Source organism: Kocuria marina (assembly GCF_000786655.1).
Lineage (GTDB): Bacteria > Actinomycetota > Actinomycetes > Actinomycetales > Micrococcaceae > Kocuria > Kocuria marina_A.
In genome coordinates, this window is the sequence record NZ_JROM01000039.1 from 17,535 (window position 1) to 41,838 (window position 24,304).

At 69.6% G+C, this 24,304-nt stretch carries 23 protein-coding genes; 11 read left to right on the top strand and 12 right to left on the bottom strand.

Annotation, left to right across the window (positions count from 1 at the left end; all coding sequences use genetic code 11):
* The first annotated feature begins 9 nt into the window (after nt 1-9).
* Nucleotides 10-231 carry a hypothetical protein gene (locus AS25_RS08780; protein ID WP_035964389.1) on the top strand — a complete coding sequence of 74 codons (222 nt, stop codon included), beginning with the start codon at nt 10-12 and terminating at the stop codon, nt 229-231.
* 185 nt (nt 232-416) lie between these two features.
* On the opposite strand, the gene AS25_RS08785 is transcribed toward AS25_RS08780, so the two are convergent.
* The 3 genes from AS25_RS08785 to AS25_RS08795 form a co-directional block, all read right to left on the bottom strand.
* Entirely contained in the window at nt 417-929 is a 513-nt protein-coding gene (locus AS25_RS08785; protein WP_035964391.1) for a nucleoside deaminase, read from the bottom strand.
* A 420-nt stretch (nt 930-1,349) separates the two neighbouring features.
* A complete protein-coding gene (locus AS25_RS08790; RefSeq protein ID WP_035964393.1) occupies nt 1,350-3,083 on the bottom strand; it encodes a thiamine pyrophosphate-binding protein in 1,734 nt (577 codons plus the stop codon).
* The gene (locus AS25_RS08795; protein WP_035964396.1) at nt 3,080-4,525 is read right to left on the bottom strand and encodes a sodium:solute symporter family protein; all 1,446 of its coding nucleotides are present in this window, start codon (nt 4,523-4,525) and stop codon (nt 3,080-3,082) included. Before AS25_RS08795 ends, AS25_RS08790 begins: the two co-directional genes overlap by 4 nt.
* Nucleotides 4,526-4,739: 214 nt before the next feature.
* On the opposite strand from AS25_RS08795, the gene speB reads away from it, so the two are divergent.
* Both speB and AS25_RS08805 read left to right on the top strand, forming a co-directional pair.
* Nucleotides 4,740-5,777, top strand: a complete 1,038-nt coding sequence (gene speB, locus AS25_RS08800; protein WP_035964397.1) for an agmatinase — start codon at nt 4,740-4,742, stop codon at nt 5,775-5,777.
* Nucleotides 5,774-6,958 carry an aminotransferase-like domain-containing protein gene (locus AS25_RS08805; protein WP_035964400.1) on the top strand — a complete coding sequence of 395 codons (1,185 nt, stop codon included), beginning with the start codon at nt 5,774-5,776 and terminating at the stop codon, nt 6,956-6,958. The genes speB and AS25_RS08805 overlap by 4 nt, the downstream gene beginning before the upstream one ends.
* A gap of 139 nt (nt 6,959-7,097) precedes the next feature.
* Here the strand turns inward: AS25_RS08805 and AS25_RS08810 are convergent, their stop codons facing one another.
* The 3 genes from AS25_RS08810 to AS25_RS08820 all read right to left on the bottom strand — a co-directional run bounded on the left by AS25_RS08810 (nt 7,098) and on the right by AS25_RS08820 (nt 10,565).
* Nucleotides 7,098-7,931 carry a hypothetical protein gene (locus AS25_RS08810; protein ID WP_052160853.1) on the bottom strand — a complete coding sequence of 278 codons (834 nt, stop codon included), beginning with the start codon at nt 7,929-7,931 and terminating at the stop codon, nt 7,098-7,100.
* Nucleotides 7,909-8,904, bottom strand: a complete 996-nt coding sequence (locus AS25_RS08815) for a type IV toxin-antitoxin system AbiEi family antitoxin (protein WP_052160854.1) — start codon at nt 8,902-8,904, stop codon at nt 7,909-7,911. Before AS25_RS08815 ends, AS25_RS08810 begins: the two co-directional genes overlap by 23 nt.
* A 128-nt stretch (nt 8,905-9,032) precedes the next feature.
* Nucleotides 9,033-10,565, bottom strand: a complete 1,533-nt coding sequence (locus AS25_RS08820; protein ID WP_052160855.1) for a CoA transferase — start codon at nt 10,563-10,565, stop codon at nt 9,033-9,035.
* 17 nt (nt 10,566-10,582) lie between these two features.
* On the opposite strand from AS25_RS08820, the gene AS25_RS08825 reads away from it, so the two are divergent.
* Nucleotides 10,583-11,056, top strand: a complete 474-nt coding sequence (locus AS25_RS08825) for a MarR family winged helix-turn-helix transcriptional regulator (protein ID WP_052160856.1) — start codon at nt 10,583-10,585, stop codon at nt 11,054-11,056.
* Between the two features lie 6 nt (nt 11,057-11,062).
* On the opposite strand, the gene AS25_RS08830 is transcribed toward AS25_RS08825, so the two are convergent.
* Nucleotides 11,063-11,677, bottom strand: coding sequence for a malonic semialdehyde reductase (locus tag AS25_RS08830; protein ID WP_052160857.1), 615 nt, complete (start codon nt 11,675-11,677; stop codon nt 11,063-11,065).
* Nucleotides 11,678-11,811: 134 nt separating this feature from the next.
* On the opposite strand from AS25_RS08830, the gene AS25_RS08835 reads away from it, so the two are divergent.
* Nucleotides 11,812-12,420 carry a LysE/ArgO family amino acid transporter gene (locus AS25_RS08835; RefSeq protein ID WP_035964402.1) on the top strand — a complete coding sequence of 203 codons (609 nt, stop codon included), beginning with the start codon at nt 11,812-11,814 and terminating at the stop codon, nt 12,418-12,420.
* A 32-nt stretch (nt 12,421-12,452) separates the two neighbouring features.
* Complete coding sequence (locus AS25_RS08840) at nt 12,453-13,517, top strand: polyprenyl synthetase family protein (protein WP_035964406.1); 1,065 nt, start codon at nt 12,453-12,455, stop codon at nt 13,515-13,517.
* A gap of 114 nt (nt 13,518-13,631) precedes the next feature.
* Here AS25_RS08840 and AS25_RS08845 read toward each other — a convergent pair whose 3' ends face one another.
* From AS25_RS08845 to AS25_RS08855, 3 genes are read right to left on the bottom strand one after another with little or no spacing between them, the layout of a single operon-like run.
* A complete protein-coding gene (locus AS25_RS08845) occupies nt 13,632-15,257 on the bottom strand; it encodes a dihydrolipoamide acetyltransferase family protein (protein ID WP_035964408.1) in 1,626 nt (541 codons plus the stop codon).
* Between the two features lie 3 nt (nt 15,258-15,260).
* Nucleotides 15,261-16,271, bottom strand: a complete 1,011-nt coding sequence (locus AS25_RS08850) for an alpha-ketoacid dehydrogenase subunit beta (RefSeq protein WP_035964409.1) — start codon at nt 16,269-16,271, stop codon at nt 15,261-15,263.
* Nucleotides 16,271-17,473: a thiamine pyrophosphate-dependent dehydrogenase E1 component subunit alpha gene (locus AS25_RS08855; RefSeq protein WP_035964412.1), complete on the bottom strand. Its 1,203-nt coding sequence runs from the start codon at nt 17,471-17,473 to the stop codon at nt 16,271-16,273. Before AS25_RS08855 ends, AS25_RS08850 begins: the two co-directional genes overlap by 1 nt.
* Nucleotides 17,474-17,925: 452 nt before the next feature.
* On the opposite strand from AS25_RS08855, the gene AS25_RS08860 reads away from it, so the two are divergent.
* From AS25_RS08860 to AS25_RS08870, 3 genes are all read left to right on the top strand, one after another.
* Nucleotides 17,926-18,381, top strand: a complete 456-nt coding sequence (locus AS25_RS08860) for an Lrp/AsnC family transcriptional regulator (RefSeq protein WP_035964414.1) — start codon at nt 17,926-17,928, stop codon at nt 18,379-18,381.
* A gap of 300 nt (nt 18,382-18,681) precedes the next feature.
* Nucleotides 18,682-20,139, top strand: a complete 1,458-nt coding sequence (locus AS25_RS08865; protein WP_035964415.1) for a tryptophan-rich sensory protein — start codon at nt 18,682-18,684, stop codon at nt 20,137-20,139.
* Nucleotides 20,140-20,143: 4 nt separating this feature from the next.
* The gene (locus AS25_RS08870; RefSeq protein WP_035964416.1) at nt 20,144-20,806 is read left to right on the top strand and encodes a CPBP family intramembrane glutamic endopeptidase; all 663 of its coding nucleotides are present in this window, start codon (nt 20,144-20,146) and stop codon (nt 20,804-20,806) included.
* A gap of 92 nt (nt 20,807-20,898) precedes the next feature.
* On the opposite strand, the gene AS25_RS08875 is transcribed toward AS25_RS08870, so the two are convergent.
* Nucleotides 20,899-21,297: a KUP/HAK/KT family potassium transporter gene (locus AS25_RS08875; protein WP_035964418.1), complete on the bottom strand. Its 399-nt coding sequence runs from the start codon at nt 21,295-21,297 to the stop codon at nt 20,899-20,901.
* Nucleotides 21,270-21,965, bottom strand: coding sequence for a TetR/AcrR family transcriptional regulator (locus AS25_RS08880; RefSeq protein WP_052160858.1), 696 nt, complete (start codon nt 21,963-21,965; stop codon nt 21,270-21,272). The genes AS25_RS08875 and AS25_RS08880 overlap by 28 nt, the downstream gene beginning before the upstream one ends.
* 95 nt (nt 21,966-22,060) lie before the next feature.
* On the opposite strand from AS25_RS08880, the gene AS25_RS08885 reads away from it, so the two are divergent.
* Nucleotides 22,061-23,635 (top strand): DUF3533 domain-containing protein, encoded by a 1,575-nt coding sequence (locus tag AS25_RS08885; RefSeq protein ID WP_035964426.1) that lies wholly within the window; start codon nt 22,061-22,063, stop codon nt 23,633-23,635.
* A gap of 56 nt (nt 23,636-23,691) precedes the next feature.
* Nucleotides 23,692-24,195 carry a DUF4870 domain-containing protein gene (locus tag AS25_RS08890; RefSeq protein WP_035964427.1) on the top strand — a complete coding sequence of 168 codons (504 nt, stop codon included), beginning with the start codon at nt 23,692-23,694 and terminating at the stop codon, nt 24,193-24,195.
* The last annotated feature ends 109 nt before the right edge of the window (nt 24,196-24,304 follow it).

The window sequence follows — 24,304 nt, forward strand, 5'->3', positions numbered from 1 at the left end:
GCGTGCGCCGTGCTCGTGGCCCGCCCGGACGGCACCGACCGCACCCGGTGGACCTCCATCAACGCGTGCCTTCCGCCCGCCGTGGCGTTCGACGGCCAGGAGGTCGTCACGTCCGAGGGGTTGGGCACCGCTCCCGGCCCCCGCGGTCCCGGTCAACTGCACCCGGTGCAGCAGGAGATGGCCGCGCCGGTGCGGCTGTCCCTGGGCGTCCGTGGTGCTCGCGTCCCGTGACGCCGAGCGCGAGGTCCCCCTGGACGATTACTACACCGGCGTCCCCTGAGGAGCGTGGTGCTTGTCATGTCAGATGCCTCCGTTCACGGCCGGTGGCCGCAGGTTCGGCGATCTTCTGTTTTTCCCACCGTCGACCAGGTGGCGAAGTGTCCGAATCTAGCGATGATGCAGTGGATGGATTCGGGTCAGTACGCGGTGCGGGAGGCGTTGGCCGCCCATGTGTCGAAGGGTGCGGTGCGGTTGTCGATGCCCACGTGGTGCACGGGCAGCAGTTCGTCCCGCTGGGCCCGGGTGGCGGTGAAGAAGTCGTAGAACGCGGCGTCGTCGAAGCCGCCGTCCGCGGCGTCGTGGCGGTCCGCGGCGAAGTACACGGCGTCCAAGCGCGCCCACAGCGAGGACGACAGGCACATGGGGCACGGTTCGCAGCTCGAGTAGAGCACTGCGCCGCTGAGGTCGTACGTGCCCAGGGCTGCGCACGCGGCGCGGATCGCGGAGACCTCGGCGTGGGCGGTGGGATCGTTGTCCGCGGTGACGCGGTTGACCGCCGTGAACTCGCGCCCGTCCGCGGTCACGACGACGGCGCCGAACGGGCCGCCGTCCTCGGAGGCGTTGCGCACGGCCACGTCGATCGCGCTGCGGAGGTGGCGTTGCACGGAGGCGTCGGCCGGGGCCGAGGTGGTGTGGGTGGGAGGGGTCATGGTGCTTCCTGTCATGGGTCTTAGATTGCGGTGGTGAGAATCAGGGGGAGTCGCTCTTGTAGACGCGATGGATCTGGCCGGTGTCCGTGAGCTCGCCGCTCTCCACGCGACGGCGCTTCCACCACCAAGTGGCCGTCCACGATGGCGATCTCCTAGCTGTACAGCTAGGAGATCTCGGGCCTCGCGACGGCCAGTGGGTGCCCACTCCTGGATCCAACGGATGACTCACGTGATTGCGGCGCGAGCGCTGGATGCGCCTTTGCTTTGACTCCGTTGAAGCAGATTCCTGCCGCCCTGCGTGCATTTGCTCCACTAGAAATGCCCAGGGAGGTGGAAAGGGCAACGTGACGGTCGAGCCGGTAAAGCATGCGCCTCCGTCCGGCCGCACGCCTCACCCGGCCGCGCCCCAGGCGGGCACACTCAGATCTTGAGGTGCACCAAACTCGTCCCCTTGGTCTCCAGCGCCGTGCGCACCGTGTCCGCGAGGGTGTCCATGGTCGCGGGGAGGCCAGTGGCGCCGAAGCCCTCGGCCAAGCGCACCCAATCCGGCTGCACGAGGTCTACACCGAGCGGCTGGATGGAGCGGTCCACCATGTTCTGCCGGATCTCCCCGTAGCCGCCGTTGTCCACGCAGATCACGGGCAGGTCCAGGCCCAGTTCCACCGCGGTCATCAGTTCCTGGACGGAGAACATCAGGGCGCCGTCCCCCACGAGGCACACCACCGGGCGCTCGGGTGCGGCCAGCTTGGCGCCGATCGCCGCGGGCAGGCCGTAGCCCAGGGTCGCGTACGTCCCCATGTAGAGCAGTGAGTGGGGCACGGGTGCGCGGAAGAACGTGGTGGATCCCATGTAGGTCACCTGGGACGAGTCGCCCGCCAGGATGGTGTCGTCCGGGACCACGTCCATGATGGTCTCGTTGAGCGCCGCGAGCTCGGGGGCCCACGTGCGGCCCTCCTCGTCCATCGCGTCGAAGACCTCGCGCAGGTCCGGTGCCGTCCGCGCGGACGGCTCGACGGCGACGTCGCCCGCCTCACCCGAGCCCGCGACGACGCCCGAACCAACGACGTCGCCCGAGCCCGCGGCGTCGGCCCGCGCCCGCAGACCCGCGAGCAACTGGGGGACCACCGCGGCAGAGTTGCCCGGGACCTCGACGTCCGGGGTGAGGTTGCACAGCATCTGGTCGCGCATGATGTCCACGCGCACCACGGGCCCCTGCGGGGTGATGTCGCCGCCCCACAGCTCGGCCTCGCCCACCTTGGAGCCGATCACGAGCAGGGCGTCGCGCGAGCGCAGGAACTCGTGGGCCGTGCTCAGCCGCAGGTCCGCGCCCAGGGAGAGCCGGTGCTTTTCGGGGATCGCTCCCTTGCCGTTGGTCGTGGTGATCACGGGTGCCTCGAGCAGTTCGGCCAGCTCGAGCAGGTGCTCCCCGGCGGCCAGGGAACCACCGCCAGCCAGGATGACCGGGCGCTCACTCGCGGCGAGCGCCTCGACGGCCGCGGCGACGTCGGCCTCCGGTGCCGGCGCGGGCTCGCCCAGGGGGCGGGGTGCGGTCGCGGACTCGGGGACGTCCGCGGGGGCCTCGAGGATGTCCAGGGGGATCTCGATGTGGATGGGCCGCGGCCGGGAGTGTGCGAAGTCGCGCATGGCGTCGTGGATCATGGTCACGGCCTCGGTGGCGGAGGTCACGCGCCGGGACACGCCCACGATCGCATTGACCGCGGCGGACGGGTTCTTGGTCTCGTGCAGCGAGCCGATGTCCCGGAAGTCGTGTCCCACGGGCCGCCCCGGGGAGAGCAGGATCATGGGCCGGGACTCGGCGTACGCGGTGGCCGCGCCGGACAGCGAGTTGAGCAGACCGGGTCCGGAGGTCGTGATGACCACGCCGGGCAGCCCGCGCACCTGGGACCAACCGTCCGCGCCGTAGGACGCGCCCTGTTCGTGGCGCGTGGTGATCGGGCGGATCCCCAGCTCGCGCAGCGGCCGGTAGAACTCGAGCGAGTGCGTGCCCGGGATGCCGAAGACCGTGTCGATCCCGTAGCCGCGCAGCGTCTCCAGGACGGCGCGGGCCGTGGTGCGCTCGGGGTACGACGACGCCGCCCCCGCAGGGTTCTCGAACCCCCCGGGGGCGGCGGTGACCGTGTTCTCGTTGCTCATGCCTTGGACTCCTGAATCCGTCGGTTCCATTCCTGACTGACGTCGGACGGGGTGGGCCTGCTCATGAGTGACACCGCCACGAACACCACTGCGGAGGCGATCAGCCCCATGTAGATGGGTGCGTTGGCGAGCACCCCGAAGACCATCATGCCCGCCACTGTGGCTACGACCCCCACCCCCATGGACCACATGGCGCCGGCCGCGGTGGCGCGCGGCCACAGCAGCCCGCCCAGGATCGCGACGAGCAGTCCGCCCACCAACAGGTCGTAGGCGATGGTCAGGGCCACCACGGTGGAGCTGACCAGCATGGACATCACGGTGATGAGCAGACCCACGACCACCACGTAGACGCGGTCCTTGAGGACGGAGGCGTCCTCGGAGCGGGAGCGGGCGACGTCGGCGTCGGACGCCCCGAACAGGCCGCGCAGCGTGGGTACCACGTCCACGCGCGCCACGGTGGCCGCGGCGATCGTGGCCCCGGAGGCGGTGGACATCATGGCCGCGACGCCCGCGGCGAGCACCACACCACCCAGGCCCACGGGGACGTGCTGCTGGGCCATGGTCGCGAAGGCCTCGTCCGGCATCTCGAGGGTGGGAAGCACGGCGGCCGCGGCGGTGCCGATCAGGGCGCCGGCCACGCCGTACAGGGCCACATACCCGGCGGAGATCACCCCGCCCCAGCGGGCGACCCCGGGGGAGCGGGCGGTGAACACGCGCTGCCAGATGTCCTGGCCGATCAGCATGCCGAATCCGTAGATCACGAACTGCGTGATGATCCCCTGCAGACCCATGGCGCCCAGGTCGAAGAAGGAGGAGTCCAGCCGCTCACGGATCCCGGACCACCCACCCCCGGCGGCCAGCGAGAACGGCAGGAGGATCGCGAAGATCCCCACGGTCATGAACACGAACTGCATGAGGTCCGTGAGGGTGATGGACCACATGCCACCGAGCACCGAGTACGCGATCACCACGGCGCCGCCCAGCAGGATGGCCCACGGCCGGGAGATCGGGAACAGGACGGAGAAGATGGCCGCGTACGCCGCGGTGGAGGTCACCGCGATCATGATCGTGTACGCGAGCATCACGAAGGAGGACGCCGTGGCCCCGCCCTTGGCGCCGTAGCGCAACTGCAGCATCTGGGAGACGGTGAAGACCTTCAGCGACTGGATGCGCGCGGCGAAGAACAGGCTCAGCACCCCCAGGCCCACGGCGATCGCCACCACGAGCCACATCCCGGAGATCCCGTACTGGTACCCGAGACCCACACCGCCCACGGTGGAGGCGCCGCCCAGGACCACGGCGGCCATCGTGGAGGTGTACAACCCCGTCCCCAGGCGGCGTCCGGCCACCCGGTAATCGGCGGCGGTGCGGGCGCGGCGTGCCGCCCACAGCCCGATCACCACCATGGCAATCAGGTACAGCACGATGACCAGGACGTTCACGGGGGTCTCCTCGACAGAACTCGGGGTGTCCGCGCGCGCGAGCGGATGCGTTCGTGGGCGGGGTGGTTGGCACTAGGGTTTTATGCACCAGGTCACAAAAAGTATCACCGCGGTGGCGGTTCACGCCGCCGCGGGTGCCGTGTTCGTGGGAACCACGCCTCGAGAATCGCGGTGCACGTCCCCGGGTGATCCCCGGGAGGTAAGGAGTTCAGCAGTGGAACCGGAACGCGTCGTCGAAACCAATGCAGCGGGTGAGCAACGGGTGGGCCCCGTCAACGCCGCCCTGACACCGCGGTGGGCCGGGCCGGCCACGTTCGCGCGGTTGCCCCGCACGGATCAGGTGGAGCACACGGACATCGCCGTGGTGGGCGTGCCGTTCGACTCGGGCGTCTCCTACCGTTCCGGTGCGCGCTTCGGTCCGAATCACGTGCGCGAGTCCTCCCGGTTGCTGCGCCCCTACAACCCCGCGCAGAACCACTCGCCGTTCGCCCACCTGCAGGTCGCGGACGCCGGGGACATCGTGGGCAACCCGTTCGACATCCCCGAGGCCATCGCGTCCATCGAGACCGCCGCCAAGGAGCTCATGGGGGAGTCCACCAAGGTCGTGGCGATCGGCGGGGACCACACGATCGCGTTGCCGCTCATGCGCGCCGCCCACTCACGCCACGGCACGATCGCGCTGTTGCACTTCGACGCCCACCTGGACACGTGGGACACCTACTTCGGTGCCGAGTACACCCACGGCACCCCGTTCCGCCGGGCGTTCGAGGAAGGCATCATCGACACGGACGCCGTGATGCACGTGGGCACCCGCGGGCCCCTCTACGGCACCCAGGACCTGGACGACGATGCCCGCTTCGGTTTCGAGATCGTCTCCTCCGCGGACGTCATGCGCTCCGGCGTGGACGCCGTGGTCGCGGCTCTGCGCGAGCGCGTGGGGGACCGCCCGCTGTACGTCTCCCTGGACATCGACGTCCTAGACCCCGCCCACGCACCCGGCACCGGCACGCCCGAGGCCGGTGGCATCACGAGCCGCGAGGTCCTCGAGATCCTGCGCGGTCTGCGCGGGCTGGACGTCGTCGCGTGCGACGTCGTGGAGGTCGCCCCTGCCTACGACCACGCCGAACTGACCGGGATCGCCGCGGCCCACGTGGTCTACGAGCTGATCTCGCTCATCAGCCTGGGCGCCGGCGCGTCCGCGGACGGCCCCGCCTACGGCATTTCGGGTGCCCGTTACGGGGGCCAGCGATGAGCGCGTTCGCGTCCCGCGCGGGGGAGTTCCGGCCCTCCCCGGTGCGCGCGGTGTTCGAGACGGCCATGGACCCCTCGGTCGTGTCCCTGGCCGGGGGCAACCCGGATCTGTCCGTGCTGCCGGGCGGGACCGTGGGGGATCTGGCCGCGCAGCTGATCCGTGAGCGCGCCGGTGAGATCCTGCAGTACGGTTCCGGCGCGGGGACCGCGGGCCTGCGCGAACTGAGCGTGCGGCTCATGGCGCGGGGCGGGTCCACGGTCACGGAGGCGGACGTCCTGCCGACCACCGGGTCCCAGGCCGGGCTGGACCTCGTGACCAAGCTGTTCTGCGATCCCGGGGACGTGATCCTGGCCGAGGGCCCCACCTACGTGGGTGCGCTGGGCGTGTTCGGCGCGTACGAGGTGGACGTGCGTCACGTCCCCGTGGACGAGCACGGCATGGACCCGAGCGCCGTCGCCGACGCGTTGGACGACGCCGCGGCGCAGGGTGAGCGCGTCCCGTTCGTGTACGTGATCCCCAGTTTCCAGAACCCCACGGGCGTGACCATGCCGGTGGAGCGGCGGCGCGAACTGGTGCGAGTGTGCGCCGATCGGGACGTGATGATCGTCGAGGACGATCCCTACGCGCTGCTGTCCTTCGACCACGCGCAGCCACTGGCCTCGATGCACGGGATGGACCCGGAGCACGTGATCCACCTGGGCAGCTTCTCCAAGATCTTCGCTCCGGGGCTGCGGATCGGCTGGATCGCGGCTCCCCCGGAGGTCAGGGGCCGGTTGCAGATCGCCGCGGAGTCCGTGGTGATCCACCCGTCCAACCTGGCACAGTCCCTCGTCACGGCGTGGGTGGGTTCCGAGCACTGGGAGCCCGCGCTCGACGACGCTGTGACCCTGTACCGCGAGCGCTGGGAAGCCATGGACGCGGCGTTGACCGAGTTCATGCCGTCCTCCGCACGGTGGACCACACCCACGGGCGGGTTCTTCACGTGGGTCACCGCGGACGAATTGGTGGGTAAGGACGTCCTCGCGGAGGCGATCGGCCACGGGGTGGTCCTGGTACCGGGTTCGGCGTGCTACATGGACGGTCGGGACTCGGACGCGGTGCGGCTCGCGTTCTCCGGTGTCGCGCCCGCGCGGATCCGGGAGGGCGTCAAGCGGTTCGCGCAGGTGCTGCGGGACCTCTGACGCCGTCGTGCTCGCACCGCGGTGCTTCGCCGAAGGGCGGGCGAAGCATCGCGCGCACCCGGTTTCAACCGAGGGGGTTGGGGAGGTCGATGTCGGTGCACGACGACCGTGCGGCGTCGTGCATGTTCCCGTGGGAGCCTCATGCGAACGCCGAGAACAGGGTGTCGATGATGGAGCGCCGCCGAGATCTGTCCTCCGACCAATGGGGCGCGGAAGCATTCGTGAACTCTCTGGCCAGCAAGTCTCTGTCGGAACCCCGCAAGTCGGTGGCCAAGTCGGTTTTCACTGGATCGGAGAGAATCGAGGCGACCTGAGCGGACAGCAATCCCACGGCCGCAAGATCCTGGTCGAAACCATGGTCCTCCAACAGCTTCTTTCCGTGGGGCGTGCTGTAGAGCTCGTCGTGAACGACGTCCGATTCCGAGTACCAGTGGCACGCCAACGCGAGATCACGCGCATCTTTTATGTCATGGCGTATCGCGCGGTCGGCCCAGGACCGCAATTTCAGCGCCGTATAACCCGCGGGAGAGGGCACCCGGACGGTGTCTCCTTGCGGCATGAGTCGGACGTCTTGGGCGCAGCCGTAGACATCCTGGAAGCCGGCAACCGTCCATCCCTCCTTACGCGGCGGTGGGGTGACCACTCCGGGGGGATCTTCGAGAGCCGGCCCGAACGGCATGAAGTCCACATGGATGTCGCCCACGCGGTACCGGATGTCACTGTCGCCTGAGCGAGGGAAGGTCGTCGTGACGGGTAGATAGGCATCCCACCCGGAGAGTGCCAGAGCGAGGTCCACATCATCGGTCGCTCGAGGAGAGGTGCTGTGTTTTAAGCCGGAATGGATGATGTTCCGCGCGTGGGCTCCCACCACCATGACGGCGGATGGTGGTACGCCCGTGTCCTGCTCGAGACGCTCGACGACTGTTCCGACGACATCCAGAACCCTGGGATCAGGGGTGCCAAATGTGAGCATGGCTTTCCTTGATCTGCTGCGCCGCTTCGAGCTGTCGGCTTTCTCGTGTGGATTTCAGGTCGGCGTACACCAGAAGAGGGGGTGCGACAGTCGGAAAGCGGGGGTCGACATCCTGGTCCGGATAGGCCCAGAAGACCGAGCGCACCATGATGTTCGCAGTCCCATCCGCCCGCCAGCGATTGGTGAGGGCCATCTCGGGGGAGAACTCTTCCACGTACAGCGTTGCTGTTTCCGGATCCCTGATCCACGGAGCCGCCTGTTCGCCACTCACATAAATTGCACCGTGACCGTCGAGTTCCATGCGTGAAGGGTCACCGCGGAACTGATGCAGAAGGGTCTTGGGACCGAGGCCCGTGGCAAAGGCATCGGCCCAGTGTTCAGCGAGTACCTCGCGGCGCAAGAGACTGCCGGTGTGGCGATCGAGGAAGTCATGCTCATCCAGGAGCTCCAGGGTGGATTGGGCCTGTCCGACGGACACCTTGGCCGCCGTGGCAATTGATCTGACTGAGGCGCCCAGCAGCGCGGGCCAGGAAAGCAGCGCGAAGACGACCTGTGCGCGCCGGGGAGCGAATAAGTTGGTTGATGTCCGGGCCTTGCGGGTGCGTAGCGTGATGGACGGATCGGGCCGACGGCCGCGCACATCGATGAGCACCCCCTCGAATCTGAGATACGCATTCCCTGCCGCGTCGAGGAATCGGATTCCCGCGTTCCGTAGTTGTTGTGCACTGCGGGGGTGAACGAATGGTGCGAGGACGAGAAGTGGCTCGCCGGTCAGGTCTTCGAAGCGCAGGAGACGGGTGAGGGTGGGTGTGTCGGTGGACACGGTATTGAAGAGCTGGGCTTCCCGCTGGTGCACCAGCTGAAGTGGAGCAGGAATCTCCGGTGTCAGATCCCGGAGGGGGACGGGGCCGTCAACGCGGAGGGAATACTCCATCAGCTGGTGCTCGAGTGCGTCTTGCAAGGTTCGGTCCATAGTCCCTCCGTTCATTTATTAACTGCGTTCAGCATAAATGGACAGTTTCAAAAAATGAACATGAAAGACTCGGATGCCTACCTATTTTGCGTTCTCCGGTGTCGCGCCCGCGCGGATCCGGGAGGGCGTCAAGCGGTTCGCGCAGGTGCTGGGGGACCTCTGACGCCGTCGTGCTCGCACCGCGGCGGTTCCGCGGGCGGCCGAGCGCCGTCCACGCGGACCGGTGAGGGGACGTACTCGAGCATCCCGTGCTCGGTGGGCACGGTCAGGGTCGCGGCGGTGAGATGGGTGTCCTGCGTGGTCCGGGTGGTGCGCGCGTCCAGGAGGGCCCGCGCCGTGCGTTCGAGGGACACGCGAGCGTGGCCCGCCGTGCCCGTGGCGATCAGGGCGCAGGCCGCGGCGGCCATGCCGTAGCCCGCGGTGTGGTCCAGGGCCTGGACCGGTAGGGCCCCGGGGCGCCACCGCCCGTGCTCGTCCTTCGCACCGTAGTGATGGGCGATCCCGGTGGCGGCCTGGACGATGCTGTCGAATCCGCGCCGCCCGCCCCGGGGGCCGGAAGGCTCCCAGGCGCTCAGTTCCACGTGGACCAGGTGGGGGAAGCGGTCGCGGATGCTCGCGGCGTCGAGACCGAGACCTGCCAGGGAACCGGGACGGTACCCCGTGAGCAGGACGTCCGCCGCGTCCAGGGCGTCGGCCAGGTCGTCTGCCCGCGCGGGGTCCGCCAGGTCCCACGACACACAGCGCACCCCCGGGTCGGTGTCCAGGTGCTGGCCGAGCAGTTCGGGCAGCGCGGGCGGGTCGATGCGCAGCACGTCCGCGCCCAGGGCCGCGAGGAACTTGGCGGCCGTGGGGCCCGCGATCACCCGGGTCAGGGAGACCACGCGCACGCCGGCCAGGGGAGCGAGCGACGTCGTCCCCCGCGGTGCCGCGAACGGACCCTTCGCGGCACCGGACGGACCGACCCCGGAGGCGGACGGACGGGCCGAGGCGCCGGAACCGGCACGGTCGAACAGTCGGACGGGGGTGTCCGCCGGGGTGAGCTCGAGCCACGGCCCCGGCTCGGATGCCGCGTCCGCGCGCCATTCCTGCTCCGTGGCCACGCGAGCGGCAATGCCGCCCTCGGCCACGATCCGGGACTCGGCCTGCTCCCCGGTGAGCCGGGCGAGGGCGGGCGCGAGGGCGTCGTCGTGCGTGATGTCCAGGGCACGGAACAGGCGCTCGCGGTGGTGCGGGTAATTGGCGTGCGTGCGCAGCCAGCCGTCCGCCACGGGGAAGAAACCGGAACACGGGGCGAAGCCGGGCAGGGGCTGCTCGTCGAGGCGGAGGTGGGAGACCGAGCCGAACGCCGCGATGACCTCCGGCAGCCGCGCCGTGATCACGCGATCCTCGCGCCCGAGGCTGTGGGCCAGTTGCTGGGCGCAAGTCGCCGCCAGGCCCACCCCCGAGACCGCCAGCCGCTGGACGTCCAACGGGCCGGACCAGTACCGGCCACTACCGTGCACCGCAGCCGCCGCGTGGTCGCTCGCGCGCGGGAGCAGCCCGTCGAGGGCCGAAAGGGTCTCCTGCATGCCGCTGCCTCCCGGGGCCGGAACCGTGGGCCACGATTCAAGCACACGGGCCCGCTCCGCGGGGTTCATGCGGGAGGAGGCCGTGCCGCGCATGCTTAGGATTGTGAGTCATGGACTCCTCGCACGCTCCGGCCAACGATGACCGTCGAGCCCGCATGCTGCGCAGCGCCGCGCGACTGCGTGCGGTGCTGCGCCAAGGGGTGTACTTCCTGCGCAGCATGGAGGGGGCGCGAGAACTCACGAGTCAGCAGATCAGCCTGTTGACCATGCTCAAACCGGGCGGTGCCCGCATGACGAGCATCGCCTCGAACCTCGGGGTGCGCACACCCACTGCCACGCAGAGCGTGGACCGGCTGAGCAAGGCCGGACTCGTGCAGCGCGATCCGGACCCCACCGATGCGCGGGCCGTTCTGGTGTCGCTGACCCCGCAGGGGGAAGAGGTGCTCGCGCGTGAGGATCAGCACCGCAGCGAACGGGTCGCGGACGTGCTGTCCGAACTGAGTGCCGAGGAACTCGACCTCCTGGACGCCGCGCTGGCGGTGTTGGCCAAACTCGCGCGGGCCCAGGAGTCGAGCGGGGACTGACCCGGGTCAGAGGGTCTCGGTGACGTCGTCCTCGGGGAACCGGGGGCTGCGCTCATAGGCGGGGGCCACGGGGTGTCCCAGGTTCACGACCACGATCGAGCGCTTGCCCGTCCCGGCGAAGAACTCCCGGTCCACGGCCTCGGCGTCGAAACCGGTCATGGGCCCGGCGGCCAGACCCGCGGCGCGCGCGGCCACGATGAAGTAGCCCACCTGGATGTGGGAGTTGGCCTTGCCGCTGGTCAGGCGCAGATCGTCGTTGTCGTCGTACATGCCCTGCAGCTGCGGGGCCGCGGGGAGGAACTCCGGGAAGCGGGTGTGCCAGTTCTCGTCGTAGGCCAGGATCGCGGTCAGCGGGGCCTTGCGGGTCTTCTCCTGGTTGCCGCCGCTCATGTGCTGGACCAGGCGCTCGCGGGCCTCGGGGGTCTCCAGCCACGTGATGCGCAGGGGCTGGGAGTTGAACGCGGTGGGGCCCATCTTGGTGATCTCGTAGATAGCGCGCTTCTCGTCCTCGGTCACGGGCTCGTCCGTGAAGTGGTTCGCGGTGCGGGCGTCGAAGAACAGACGGTCGGCATCCTCCTCGGTGATCGCGAGGGCCAAACGTTCAGCGGTCATGACGGTCATGGCACGTCCTTTCTACGGCGTCGGACACCCGGTTCATCGGGCGTCTGAAATAATTTCCTCAGAAACTATACGTGTTGTGTCACGGCACCGTAAACCGAATGTCGGCAAGCTCACGTGGGCGGTAACTTGTTCGGGTGACTACAGCTTTCCTGCCCGGTGTCCTCACGGGCCTGGCTCTCATCGTGGCCATCGGGGCCCAGAACGCCTTCGTGCTGCGGCAGGGTATCCGCCGCCAACACCTGGGCGTCGTGGTGGCGATCTGCATCGCCTCGGACGTGGTGCTGATCGCCCTGGGAACCGCCGGCATCGGGTTCCTGATCGAACGTGCGCCCTGGTTGCTGGACATCTTCCGCTGGGCCGGGGTCCTCTACCTCGTGGGATTCGCGGTGCTCTCGTTCAAGTCGGCGCTGAAACCCCAGACCCTCGAGGCGGCTCAGGAGGGCGGGGGCTCACTGCGCACCGCGGTGCTCACCACTCTGGCCCTCACGTGGCTGAACCCCCATGTCTACCTGGACACCGTGCTCATGCTCGGGAACCTGGCCAATCAGCACGGCGACCACCGCTGGATCTTCGCCGCCGGTGCCATGACGGGTTCCGTGATCTGGTTCTCCGCCCTGGGCTGGGGTGCGCGCGCCCTGTCCCACGTGCTCAACACCCCGCTGACCTGGCGGATCGTGGACGTGGGTGTGGGGCTGGTCATGCTGTTCATCGCCGTCAAGCTCGCGCTCATGCCGGGGGTCTGAGCCTTCATTGACGCGTGTGCTGGAATGGTGCCATGACGCCCACGTCCTCCTACACCAGCAGCGGAACCGGGCGTAGGTCCCAGGAGTTCACCCCGGCCGCGGCACTGCGCGGTTTCCTGGAACACTCCGGCCGCCGGGCCGCCGAACTGAGTCCCGGCTACGAACACGTCTGGGAATGCGTGGCCCGCGTGACCGGCCCCGGGGACGGGCTGCAACAGGGGCTCGTGATGGCCGCGGCGGAGTCCTATCCGGCCCGGCCCACCCGTCCGGTCCTCAACGCGGTGGCGGCCGCCTTCGAGTTGCTCCGCGCGTCCCTCGAGCTCCGCGACGGCGTGCAGACGGCACCCGGCGGCGCAACGCCCAGTGATCTCTCGCCCGATAGCGCGGCCACGGCGCGCTCGGCCCCCACCGATGCCGCCCGTGAGGCCGACGACGCCCTCGCGAGCGACCTCGCCCTGTCCGGCGCCTACCGGATGATCGCGACGTCCCATGCCCCGGAGTCCCGCCTGCTCAAGCTCCTGGACATCCTCGACCACGCCTCGTTCCACGCCGCCGCCGGGGATCGGATGGCCGCCGAACATGCCCGGCGCGCGGGTGCGGTCTCCCGCCAGGAGGTCCTCGACGCCCTGCGGATCGGCAGTGCTGTCCCGTGCTTCGAAGCACCGCTGCGCGCGGGTGCGGTCCTCGGGGGCGCTCCGACCGCGCAGGTCACGGCCCTCGCGCAGGCCGGTCGTGCGCTCGGCGTCGCCCACGCACTCGCCGGGGAATTGAGCGCGTGCACGGGCGCGGAGGACGACAACGCCCCTGCCCGGTTCCTGGCCTCCGGTCGCCGCACCGTGCTGGGCTGCCTTGTGGAGTCCGGCCCGCACGGCCCCGCGTGGCGCGCGCTCCGTGCGCGCTGCGTGCAGCGAGCCGCCTCGCCCGACGACGTCGCCCAGGCCCGCGATTTGCTGTCCCGCTCCGGCGCGGACGCTGCCGTGGCACGGATGGTCGAGATCGCCGTCAAGCGAGCGTGGGACGCCATGACGGCCGGGGACCTCCCCGCGTCCCTCACGGAACGGCTCACGGGCTGGGCGGAGCGGGAACTGATCCGCTGACACCGGCGCAGCGCAAGCCGCCCCGCACACACGACGACGGCGCGAGGACCGGAGTCCACGCGCCGTCGTCAGGAGAGCGGGGTGCCAGCGGCAGCGCACCCCGCACCGGGAACATCAGATCCGCGCCAGCGCCCCCGAGGGGTTCTCGATGCAGTCGGCCACGAAGCGGATGAAGCCGCCCGCCGCGCCGCCGTCGCACACGCGGTGATCGAACGCGATCGACAGGGTCGCGACCTTGCGCACCGCGAGTTCACCGTTGACCACCCACGGCTTGTCGATGATCCGCCCGATCCCCAGGATCGCGACCTCCGGGTGGTTGATGATGGGCGTGGCCCCGTCCGTGCCGAACACCCCGTAGTTGTTCAGCGTGAACGTGGAACCGCTCAGCTGCGCGGGGGAGGCCTTGCCGGAGCGGGCGACGTCGATGATCTCCCGCATGGCCCCCGTCAGCTCCACGGCGCTGAGTCGGTCCGCGTTGCGCAGGTTGGGCACCATGAGACCGCGCTCGGATTCCACGGCGAGCCCCAGGTTGATCCCCTGGAAACGGGTGATCGTGCGGGATCCGTCCGGCGCGGTGTCGATGCGCGCGTTCAACTGCGGGAACCGCTGCAGCCCGGCCAGCGTGAACCGCGCGATCAGCGCGAGCAGGCTGGGCGTGGTCTGCGGGTCCGCGGCCTTGAGCTCTGCGCGCAAGCGCAGCAGCTCGGTGGCGTCCACGTCCACCCACACGGTGGCCTCGGGGATCTCGCCTCGCGAGCGCGTCATGGCGTCCGCAATGGTCTTGCGCACACCCTTGACGGGCTCCCGGACGGCCACGCCCAACCCCGTGCGGGGGTCCACGTCCTGCCCGGCACCACCGTGCTCGGGCGAGGACGACGGCGCCGGCGCCGCGGGCGGCTTCGGAGCGCCCGCGGGCCCACCCTGAGCCGCCGCTCCACCCGGTGCCGGGGGCGGCGGAACGGGTGCGCCGGTCGTGAGCGCCGGCGCCGCGGGACCGGCCGTGGCGAGACCCGTGGGAGCCGGCCCGGCGGCGTCGGCCCGGGAACGCTGGTCCTCGACCTGGTCGAGCGCGGCCAGGACGTCGCGGCGCATGATGAGCCCGCCGGGACCGGTGCCCGCGAGCGCGGTGATGTCCACGCCGTGTTCGCGCGCGAGCTTGCGCACGAGCGGCGAGACGACCGTGGGGGCCATCCGGGGTGCCGCGGTCAGCGCGTCGTGCGTGTGGGCGGCCGCACCCGTGGGGGCAGCGCCGTCCGGAGCGGCAGGACCGCCGCGCTTGCGGCGACGCCGCCGGGAGGATCCCGCGGCGGAGGTCCCGTATCCGATCAGCACGTTGCCGGAGGACTCGTCCTCGCCGGCCTCGGGGTCGGCCTCGTCCACGGAGAGCTCGGCCGACGGGCGGGTGCCCGCGAGTTCCTCCTCGCGGTACCCGGCCCCGTGGGTGGGCTCGGGAGCGTCGTCGTCGGACCCGGAACCCGCGGCGGACTCCGGGGCCTCGATGCCGTCGGAGACGGAGATCAGCGGTTGGCCCACCAGCAGCGTGTCGCCCTCGGCGCCGTGGAGCGTGTGCACCACGCCCTCGAACGGGGTGGGTACCTCCACGGCCGACTTGGCGGTCTCCACCTCCACGATCGGCTGGTCCATGGTGACGGTGTCACCCTCGGCCACGAGCCAGCGGAGGATGTCCGCCTCGGTGAGCCCTTCGCCCAGGTCGGGCAGGTTGAACACATTGATGCTCACGGGTCAGTCCTCCCATTGCAGGTCGTCCAGGGCATCCAGGATGCGCTCGGAGCTCGGGATGTGGTGGTGCTCGAAGGACGGCGAGGGGTAGGGGATGTCGAATCCCGTGACCCGCAGCACCGGCGCGGCGAGCGAGTGGAAGCAGCGTTCCTGGGTGCGCGCGGCGATCTCCGAGGCCACGGACGCGAAGCCCTGGGCCTCGGCCACGACCACGGCGCGCCCGGTCTTGCGCACCGAGGCGGCCACGGTCTCGTCGTCGTAGGGGACCACGGAGCCCAGGTCCACGACCTCCACGGACATCCCGTCCCGGGCGGCTTCCTCGGCCGCGGCCAGGCACACGGGCACCGACGGGCCGTAGCTGATCAGGGTCGCGTCACTGCCTTCGCGGGCGACGACGGCGCGGCCCTCCCGGCGCGGCAACGTCCCGTTCTCGTACTGCGAGCGCAGCTCGTCCAGGTCCACCTGCGCGGTGGACCAGTACAACCGCTTGGGTTCGAAGAACACCACGGGGTCCGGCGAGTCGATCGCCTCGCGCAGCATCACGTAGGCGTCCGTCACGGAGGCCGGGGTGAAGACCTTCAGCCCCGGGGTGTGCGCGTAGTAGGACTCGGAGGAGTCGCAGTGGTGTTCCACACCGCCCACGCCTCCGCCGTAGGGGATGCGGATGACCAGGGGCATGGACAGCTTGCCGCGGGTGCGGTTGTGCATCTTGGCCACGTGGGAGGCCACCTGCTCGAACGCGGGGTACGCGAATGCGTCGAACTGCATCTCCGCGACCGGGCGCATGCCGTTCATGGCCATGCCCACCGCGGTGCCGATGATCCCGGACTCCGCGAGCGGGGTGTCGAAACAGCGCTCACGGCCGAAGCGCGCGGTCAATCCGTCCGTGATGCGGAAGACCCCGCCGAGGGTCCCCACGTCCTCACCGAAGACCACGACCTCCCGGGACGCCTCCATGGCGTCCGCGAGCGCGGTGTTCAGCGCCTTGGCGAAACTGACTTTCGAAACGCTCATCACGCCTCCTCTCGGGAGAGATCGTCGGCCAGTTGGGCGGCTTGTTCGCGCAACTGGGTCGTGGGTTCGTGGTACACGAAGCGGAACAGGTCCTGGGGATCCAGTTCCGGCTTGGACGCCATGGCCTCGCGCAACCGCTTGGCCATGGCCTCGGCGTGCTCCGAGATCCGCTCTGACGCGGCGTCGTCCAATGCGCCCTGATCGGAGAGGTAGCGCTGCATGCGGGTGATCGGGTCCTTGGCCACCCACTCGCTGACCTCGTCCCGCTCGCGGTAGCGGGTGTCGTCGTCCGCGTTGGTGTGCGCCTGCATGCGGTAGGTCATGGCCTCCACGAGCAGCGGACCGCCGCCCTGGCGGCACAGCTCCACACCGCGGCCCAGCACGGAGAGCAACGCCGCGAGGTCGTTGCCGTCCACGCGCTCACTCGCCATCCCGTAGCCCACGCCCTTGTGGGCCAGGGACGGCGCGCGCGTCTGCGAGGACAGCGGCACGGAGATCGCGTACCCGTTGTTCTGCACCAGGAACAGGACGGGCAGCTGGAAGACCGCCGCGAAGTTCAGCGCCTCGTGGAAGTCCCCCTCGGACGTGGCCCCGTCACCGCACATGGCCAGCGTCACCGTGTTCTCGCCGCGCAGTTTGGCCGCGTGGGCCACGCCCACGGCGTGCAGCAACTGGGTGGTCAGGGGAGTGGCCTGGATGGAGACCTTATACTGCCGGGGGTCGTAGCCGCCGTGCCAGTCCCCGCGGTAGGTGCTCATGACCTCCAGGGGATCCACCCCGCGGGACATCACGGCCACCGAATCGCGGTACGTGGGGAACAGCCAGTCGTCGTCCTCGAGGCACAGCGCGGCGGCCACCTGGCACGCCTCCTGGCCGTGGCTCGAGGGGTAGACCGCCATGCGACCCTGACGCACGAGCGCCATGTTCTGATCGTTGATCCGCCGGCCCACCACGAGCTTCTCGTACGCGGTGAGCAACCGGTCCGTGTCCGGCATGGGGTACTCGTGGCCGGGCTCCTGACCCTGCTCGGACTCCGGGACCGCGCTGCCGTCGGGGTTCAGCAGCCGGATCTCGCTGCTCGCGGGCAGCATGTACTGCTCGGGGGTGATCCCGAAGTTCTTGGAGGCCTCCACCGCCGGATTCACGGGCGGGGTGTGCTCCTGGGCGGCGGATTCGCCATCGGCGGGGGTGGGCTCGCTCATGGTGCGTCCCTTTCTTCTCTGTGTGGAACTCGGTGGTGCCCGGCACTTCGTTCTGCGGCAGCGCGCGGCGAAGGGCGGGACGGACACGTCGTCCGCACAGTATGAAGAATTCGCCCGCTCCGTCTCCACACCGGGGGGAATTCGTGGACGAACTGTGATTCTGAGGCGCTCTCATGGACAATATGGTCGTTAGTGACGTGCGTCATGCTGCTTCGTCTACCGCCTCACGACCAGACGACGACGGCGCTCGGTCCGGCAGCGTCGTCGTCCCCGGACCGAGGCGCTCACGACGACGGGGCGCGGGTCGCTCGGTGACGGGGCGATGGGCCCGTGGTCACGGAGCGCGGGCCGCCACGAAGGGCCGCGGGGCCCATGGACACGGCGCGCAGGGTTCATGGCGAAGGGCTCGTGGCGAAGGGCAGCGGGGCATGATGAAGGAGAAGGAGCACCGGATGGCGGAGCGGGAGCGCCCCGAACTGGACGACACGGATCGCCGGATCCTGGACGAACTCTCGCGGGACGCGCGGCAATCGGTGACCGCGCTCGCGGCCAAGGTGCACATCTCCCGCGCGCACGCCTACGAACGCATCCGCCGGTTGCACGAACAGGGCGTGGTACTGCGCTACACCGCGGTGATCGATCCCGCGCGGGCGGGGCTGGAGGCCTCGGCGTACGTGACGGTGCGGTTGAAGCAGAACACGTGGCCGTCCCTGTGCGTGAAGCTGCGCAAGATCCCCCAGGTGCAGCACATCGCACTGGTGGGTGGCACGTTCGACGTCATGCTCCTCGTGCGCGCCCGGGGCACGGCGGAACTGCGGGAGGTGATCTTCGACCGCATCCAGCCCATGCCGGAGGTCGTGGACACGCAGACGTTCCTGATCTTCGAGGACGTGGACGTGCGGGGGTGACGGGCCCGGCGTCGGGTGTCCGTGGTGGCGAGGTCCGACCGTGTGCTGAACATCGAGGCACGGTGAAGCCACGCGGCGCACTCTGAGTCATTTCCAAGCCACTTTCAGGGGTGATTCGTGGCTTCGGCGTGCCTGAGAGTGCATCCGGTGGCCGGAATTTGCCCCACCGCAGGCCGAGCGGTCCGGACTCGCCGCGGTTCGCGCCCACCCCTCTCTCAGCGTCGGATGCTCAGCATACGATCGACATGGATGGGGTGGCCGCCGCGGTCATCCACGGATCGTTCACGGTTGGGAGTTCGCATGACTGAGACCACACGGCTCGCCCTGGTCACGGGAGCCACGGGATACATCGGCGGCCAGGTGGCCCAGGAACTGTTGCAGCGGGGGTGGCGGGTGCGCCTGCTCAGCCGCAGCGCGGAGAAGGTGCGCGACCTCCCCTGGGGTGACGCCGTTGTCCCCGATGGGCAGAGCGCCGAACCCGGCCGCGCGGAAGTGGTGGAGGGGGACGCCTCGGACGCGAGCGACGTCGCCCGCGCACTGAGGGACGTGGACGTCGCGTGGTACCTGCTGCACTCCATGGGCGACTCCGAGAACTTCGTGCAGGAAGAAGTGGAGATGGCCGAGACGTTCGCGCGGGCCGCCCACGACGCCCATGTGCAGCGGATCGTCTACCTGGGGGGACTGCACCCCACGGACGAGCCGGTCGAGCGACTGTCCGATCACCTGCGTTCGCGCGTGGAGGTGGGGCAGGCGCTCATGGATTCCGGGGTGCCCACCGCGGCGCTGCAGACGGGCGTGGTGATCGGGGACGAGTCCTCGTCCTTCATCATGATCCGTCACCTCTCCGAGCGACTGCCGGGTGCGATCGCCCCCAAGTGGGTGCGCAACCGGATCCAGCCGATCGCCGTGGCGGACGTGGTGCACTACCTCGCGGGGGCGGCGGACCTGCCGTCGGACGTGAACCGCACGTTCGACGTGGGCGGTCCGGACGCCATTGAGTACGCGGGCATGCTGGACCAGTACGCGCGGGCCGTGGGCAAGGCCGGGCGCTTCATCGTCACCGCGCCCGTGACCACCGCCGAGCTCGCGGCGTACTGGATCGGGCTGGCGACCCCCATCAGCTCCCGGCTCGCGCGGCCTCTGATCGGTAGCCTCCAGCACGACACCGTGCTGCACGAACGGGACCTGGACGATTACATCGGCGCCCCGGAGGGCGGGCACACGTCCTTCGCGGACGCGGTACGCGCCGCTGTGAAGAACGAGGACCTCGGCCGGTGGCGCCGCGTCTTCCTGACCACCGCGGGGGCCGTGGCGGCCACGGCGGTGGCCGGTTCCCTGGCGACCGACCCCGGTTCGCGGTGGTACCGCACACTGCGCAAGCCCCGGTTCCAGCCCCCGGCCTGGCTGTTCCCCGTGGCGTGGACGGCGCTGTACGCGGACATCGCCGCGGTGGGTGCGCTGTCCATCGCGGATCTCGGGGAGAAGAAGCAGGAGAAGGACAAGCGCGCCTACATCGCCGCGCTCGGGACCAACCTGGTGCTCAACGCCGGGTGGAGCTTCCTGTTCTTCCACCGCAAGCAGCTCACCGCGTCCTCCGTGGAGTCTGTCCTGTTGACACTCAGCAGCGCGGACCTCGTACGCCGCAGCGCTAAGGTGTCCCCCGAGAAGGGTGCCGTGCTGAGCCCGTACGCGGGTTGGACCGCGTTCGCCGCCGTCCTGACCAACACCATTCGAGCGCTCAATCCGCGCAGGAAGTGATGACGTGAGCGAGCACCGGGTCAGCCCCTACGGGGACGTCACCCAGGCCACGCGTAAGCGCACGGTGTGGGTCGTGATCATCACGGGTCTCCTGGCCGCCGCGGGTCTCGCGTGGTCCCTGCGCATCCCCGCCGGGGACCCGTGGTTCACCCCCGCGACCTTCATTCTCGCGGGGGTGTACATCATGGGCAGTTCGATCGCCGTGCGGATGACGGGGGAGCGTCTGCCCTGGAAGGTCACCCCCAAGGGCTTGCGGGACGCGGTGATCGGAGGTCTGCTGCTGGCGGCGTTGTTCATCGCGGGCGGTTTCATGGTGCGGTTCGTGCCCTTCCTGGCCGGGCCCGTCCACGAACTGCTCAACCACGCCCGCGTGGGGAGCCTGTTCATGGTGGCCTTGACCACCGCGGTCAACGGCGTCGCGGAGGAGACCTACTACCGCGGCGCGCTGTGGCGCGTGCTCCCGCGGGGGCGCCGGATCCTCGTGACCACGATCGCCTACACCGCGGTCACCTCCCTGGCCGGCATCCCCCTGCTTGCGCTCGCTGCCGCCGCACTCGGCGCGTTCGTGGGGTATTTGCGGGAGCGCACGCGTTCTCTGGTCCCCGGGATCGTGACCCACCTGATCTGGTCGCTCACCATGTTGTTCGTGTTGCCGTTCGTGGTGTGACCGGTCCATCCGGCTCGCGTTCGATCGCCCCCGGTCGTCCCGCGGCTGTGGGACTTCCGGGGGCGATGTCCGGGTCGATGTCCACCCCCTGGTCACGCGCGATCCGCGGGCCGGCGGGGACGTCCGGGTCGTCCAGGAACCCGTAGTGCAGGGTCAACTGGGTGATGTGATCGGACTCCGCACCCGTGCGATCCACCGTGACTGCGTCCTGAGGTGCCATGTGCGGGACGTTGGCGGGAACCGTGCGCGATGAACACCTTCTCGTGGATGACCCGGTTGAACTGGGCGTTCTCGCTCAGCGCGAGGGGAGTGGAGACCGTGTTGGGGTGCGCGTAGACCAAGAACGGCGTGGTGGTCAGCAGGAACGTGCCCGTCACGGTCAATCCGTAGACGATCGCCAGTTGTTCGGAACTGCGGAACACCACCAACAGGACGAGCACCCCGAGGAGCAGGGGGTCGGGGATCAGGCGGGGCGCGTGAACGCGAGCCACATGGTGGGGATCACCTGCTGCGCGCCGTGCCCGGAGCCGCCCATGGCCATGTGGTCCGCGAGCTGGCCCGAGTAGCTGGTGAGCAGCATGCGGGCCACGTCCCCGGGGGAGACCAGGAACTCCAGGCGCTGGGTCTGCGCGACCCGCACGAGGGCCTGCTCGATGGCGTGGTAGACCCGCGCGCGGATGGGTGCCATCTGCTGGCGCACCTCGGGGAAGCGGAACGCCGCGAGGGACAGCTCCACGCGCAGGGCCTGCTGGTTCACGTTGGCCACCTGGTCCGTGACGCCCTCGATGATGCGGGTGACCACGTCCTCTACGTCCAGTCCCGAGCCGAGCCAGTGGTCCAGCTCCGTGCCGAGGGTGTCCACGAGCTGGGTGGCGAGGTCCTCGAACGCGAGGATCGCGAGTTCCCGCTTGGACTCGAAGTTGGAGTAGAACGCACCGCGCGTGAAACCGGCGGCCGCGCACAGGTCGCTCACCGAGGCGCCGTCGATCCCCTGCCGCGCGAAGACGGCCGGGGCGCTGCGGATCAGTTTGAGCCGCGTGGCGCTGCGGGAACGCCTGTCCCGCGCGGCCTGCTGTGTGGCAGGGTCATTCGTGACGGGCCGCGTGCCCTCCGAGAGGTCCGCAGCGGGTGCAGCGGGTGCGTCTGTCTGGTTGCTCACGTATCCATCGCCTCGTCTTCACATCTCGATACATCAGTGTATCGTGATGAGGAACCCCCAGACACGTCGTGCATTCCTCGCGCCAGGAGAAACCTGTGACACCCAAACACGCTCCCGCCCACTCCCTCCGGGCCCGACTCGGACGGCCTTTCGGCCAGGTCGGGTTCTGGCTGCTGCCCATGCTCGCGATCATCGCCGTGGGCGTGATCGGCACCGCCCTCTACCTGGGAGGCCTGTCCAGCCCGGACAAGCACTTCAAGGAGTTCCCCATTGCCGTGGTCAACCAGGACAAGGGCGCGGAGGTGCCCCAGGCCGACGGCAAGGCCAGCCAGGAGAACCTGGGCAAGGACCTCGTCCAGAAGTTCGCGGACAAGGCCGCGGAGGAGGACAAGATCGACCTCCGGCAGCTCAGCATCGACGAGGCACGGGAACAGTTGGATCGCGGTGAGCTCTACGCCGCCGTGGTGGTGCCCGAGTCCTTCTCCGAGGACACCGTGAGTCTCATCGAGGGGTCCCTCACCCGGGATAACGCCGCGCGCCCCGAGGTCACGGTCTACACGGACCCGCAGGCCGGTTCCCTGGGCACCCGACTGGCCACGGGGGCGGTCGAGCCCGGCGTGCGCGAGGCCAGCAAGAAGCTCGGCGAGCAGCTCTCGGAATCTGTGGCTCCCGCCGAGGAACAGGCATACAACCAGGTGCTGCAGCAACTTCAGCAGTCCCAGCAGCAACAATCCCAGCAGCTACAGCGCCAAGCCGCGCAGGGCGGCCCCGAGGTCCAGCAGTTCGCGCAGCAGGTGCAGAAGGCCCAGGAGGGCTCCGCGGAGCAGATCGCCCAGAATCTCTCGCCCACGGTCAGTTCCGTGGCCAAGAAGACCCTGGCCGACCCGGTGTCCATGGTCTCCAAGCCGTACAACGACCTCCAGGAGGGTACTGCGCTGGGGATGAGCGCCTTCTACTACTCCATCCTCCTGCTCGTGGTGGGGTTCTCCGGGTCCGTTGCCCTGAACCTGCTCATGGATGCGCGGATGGGCATGGCGCCCTTCGAGATGGGCCCGTTCTTCAAGGACTACGAACGCGCCGTGCTGCCCCGCCCGGTGGGCTTTCTCATGAAGTGGCTGACGTTCGTGGTCGCGGCACTGCCCGCGTCCGCGCTCATGATGTGGGTGGCCTCCGCCGTGGGCATGCCCGTTCCTCACGGGCTGCTCGTGTTCCTGCTCGGGTGGCTCGCGATGTCCACGGTCTCGGCCATCGCCCTGGCCCTGATCTCCGTGGGCGGTAGCGTGGGCATGTTGTTGTGCCTGGCCTACCTCGTCTTCATGGGCCTGCCCTCCGCGGGCGCCGTGGTCCCGTTGGAGGCGGTTCCCGGATTCTTCCGTGCGATCGCCCCGATCGAGCCCTTGCATCACATCTTCACGTCCATCCGCTCCGCGCTGTTCTTCGACGCGATCCCGGAGGCCGGTCTCACCACCGGGGTCATCGGACTGTTCGTCATGCTCGCGCTCGCTCTGCTCGTGGGTGTGCTGGGCGGTTGGGGCTACGACAAGTGGGTGGGTCTGCGCGGCTCTGCCGGCGGCGGCAAACACAGCGCCCGTGCCGCGGCATCCGACAGGGAGAAACCCCTCCCCGAGACTGCGGATAACCCCTCCGTGCCGGACGGCGCCTCCGCCTAGGCTGGAGCCAGGACACGACCAGTGAGCCTTCCCGGCTCGGACACCACGGAGATGACATGAGCTACGAACCGCAGCAACCGCGTCCCGACTACCGCTCGCAGGGACCCACGGGCCCCGGCGGGCCCGACCCCCGCGGCCAGCAGTACGCGCAGGGCGGCCCGCACGCCCAGGGTCCCAACGGCTACCGCGCGGGTTCCTCCGGGCCCCGGGACGACGAGCGCACCGTGGCCGTGCTGACCCACCTCGCGGGCCCGATCGCCGCGATCGTCTCCGTGGGCTGGCTCGGCTTCCTGGGCCCACTCATCGTGTGGTTCGTCTACAAGGACAAGAGCCCGTTCCTGCGGTCGGCCGCCGCGGGCGCGTTCAACTTCAACGTGACCATGTGGCTCGTCAACCTGGTGGGCTGGATCCTGCTGTTCACGGTGATCCTCTCGCCCCTGGGGCTGCTGCTGATCGCCGCGTACTGGGTCCTGTTGCTCGTGTGCCACATCATGGCCGCGGTCAGGGCCGGCCGGGGCGTGGTGTACCGCTATCCCATGCAGCTGCCGATCCTGCGCTGAGCGCGCCGCACCCGCGGAGCGTGAGCCGCTCCTCAACTGCTGGGGCAGCGCGAAGCCGTTAAGGGAAATCGAGGCATCGAGAAGCCACTTCGGTCCGTCCGAAGTGGCT

Excerpts from the sequence above, each read along its gene's own strand:
- AS25_RS08890 (WP_035964427.1), top strand. The coding sequence starts at position 23,692 with ATGAGCTACGAACCGCAGCAACCGCGTCCCGACTACCGCTCGCAGGGA.
- AS25_RS08855 (WP_035964412.1), bottom strand. The coding sequence starts at position 17,473 with ATGAGCGAGCCCACCCCCGCCGATGGCGAATCCGCCGCCCAGGAGCAC.
- AS25_RS08810 (WP_052160853.1), bottom strand. The coding sequence starts at position 7,931 with ATGCTCACATTTGGCACCCCTGATCCCAGGGTTCTGGATGTCGTCGGA.
- AS25_RS08850 (WP_035964409.1), bottom strand. The coding sequence starts at position 16,271 with ATGAGCGTTTCGAAAGTCAGTTTCGCCAAGGCGCTGAACACCGCGCTC.
- AS25_RS08840 (WP_035964406.1), top strand. The coding sequence starts at position 12,453 with ATGACGCCCACGTCCTCCTACACCAGCAGCGGAACCGGGCGTAGGTCC.
- AS25_RS08790 (WP_035964393.1), bottom strand. The coding sequence starts at position 3,083 with ATGAGCAACGAGAACACGGTCACCGCCGCCCCCGGGGGGTTCGAGAAC.
- AS25_RS08805 (WP_035964400.1), top strand. The coding sequence starts at position 5,774 with ATGAGCGCGTTCGCGTCCCGCGCGGGGGAGTTCCGGCCCTCCCCGGTG.
- AS25_RS08820 (WP_052160855.1), bottom strand. The coding sequence starts at position 10,565 with ATGCGCGGCACGGCCTCCTCCCGCATGAACCCCGCGGAGCGGGCCCGT.
- AS25_RS08785 (WP_035964391.1), bottom strand. The coding sequence starts at position 929 with ATGACCCCTCCCACCCACACCACCTCGGCCCCGGCCGACGCCTCCGTG.
- AS25_RS08865 (WP_035964415.1), top strand. The coding sequence starts at position 18,682 with ATGACTGAGACCACACGGCTCGCCCTGGTCACGGGAGCCACGGGATAC.
- AS25_RS08825 (WP_052160856.1), top strand. The coding sequence starts at position 10,583 with ATGGACTCCTCGCACGCTCCGGCCAACGATGACCGTCGAGCCCGCATG.
- AS25_RS08815 (WP_052160854.1), bottom strand. The coding sequence starts at position 8,904 with ATGGACCGAACCTTGCAAGACGCACTCGAGCACCAGCTGATGGAGTAT.
- AS25_RS08860 (WP_035964414.1), top strand. The coding sequence starts at position 17,926 with ATGGCGGAGCGGGAGCGCCCCGAACTGGACGACACGGATCGCCGGATC.
- AS25_RS08830 (WP_052160857.1), bottom strand. The coding sequence starts at position 11,677 with ATGACCGTCATGACCGCTGAACGTTTGGCCCTCGCGATCACCGAGGAG.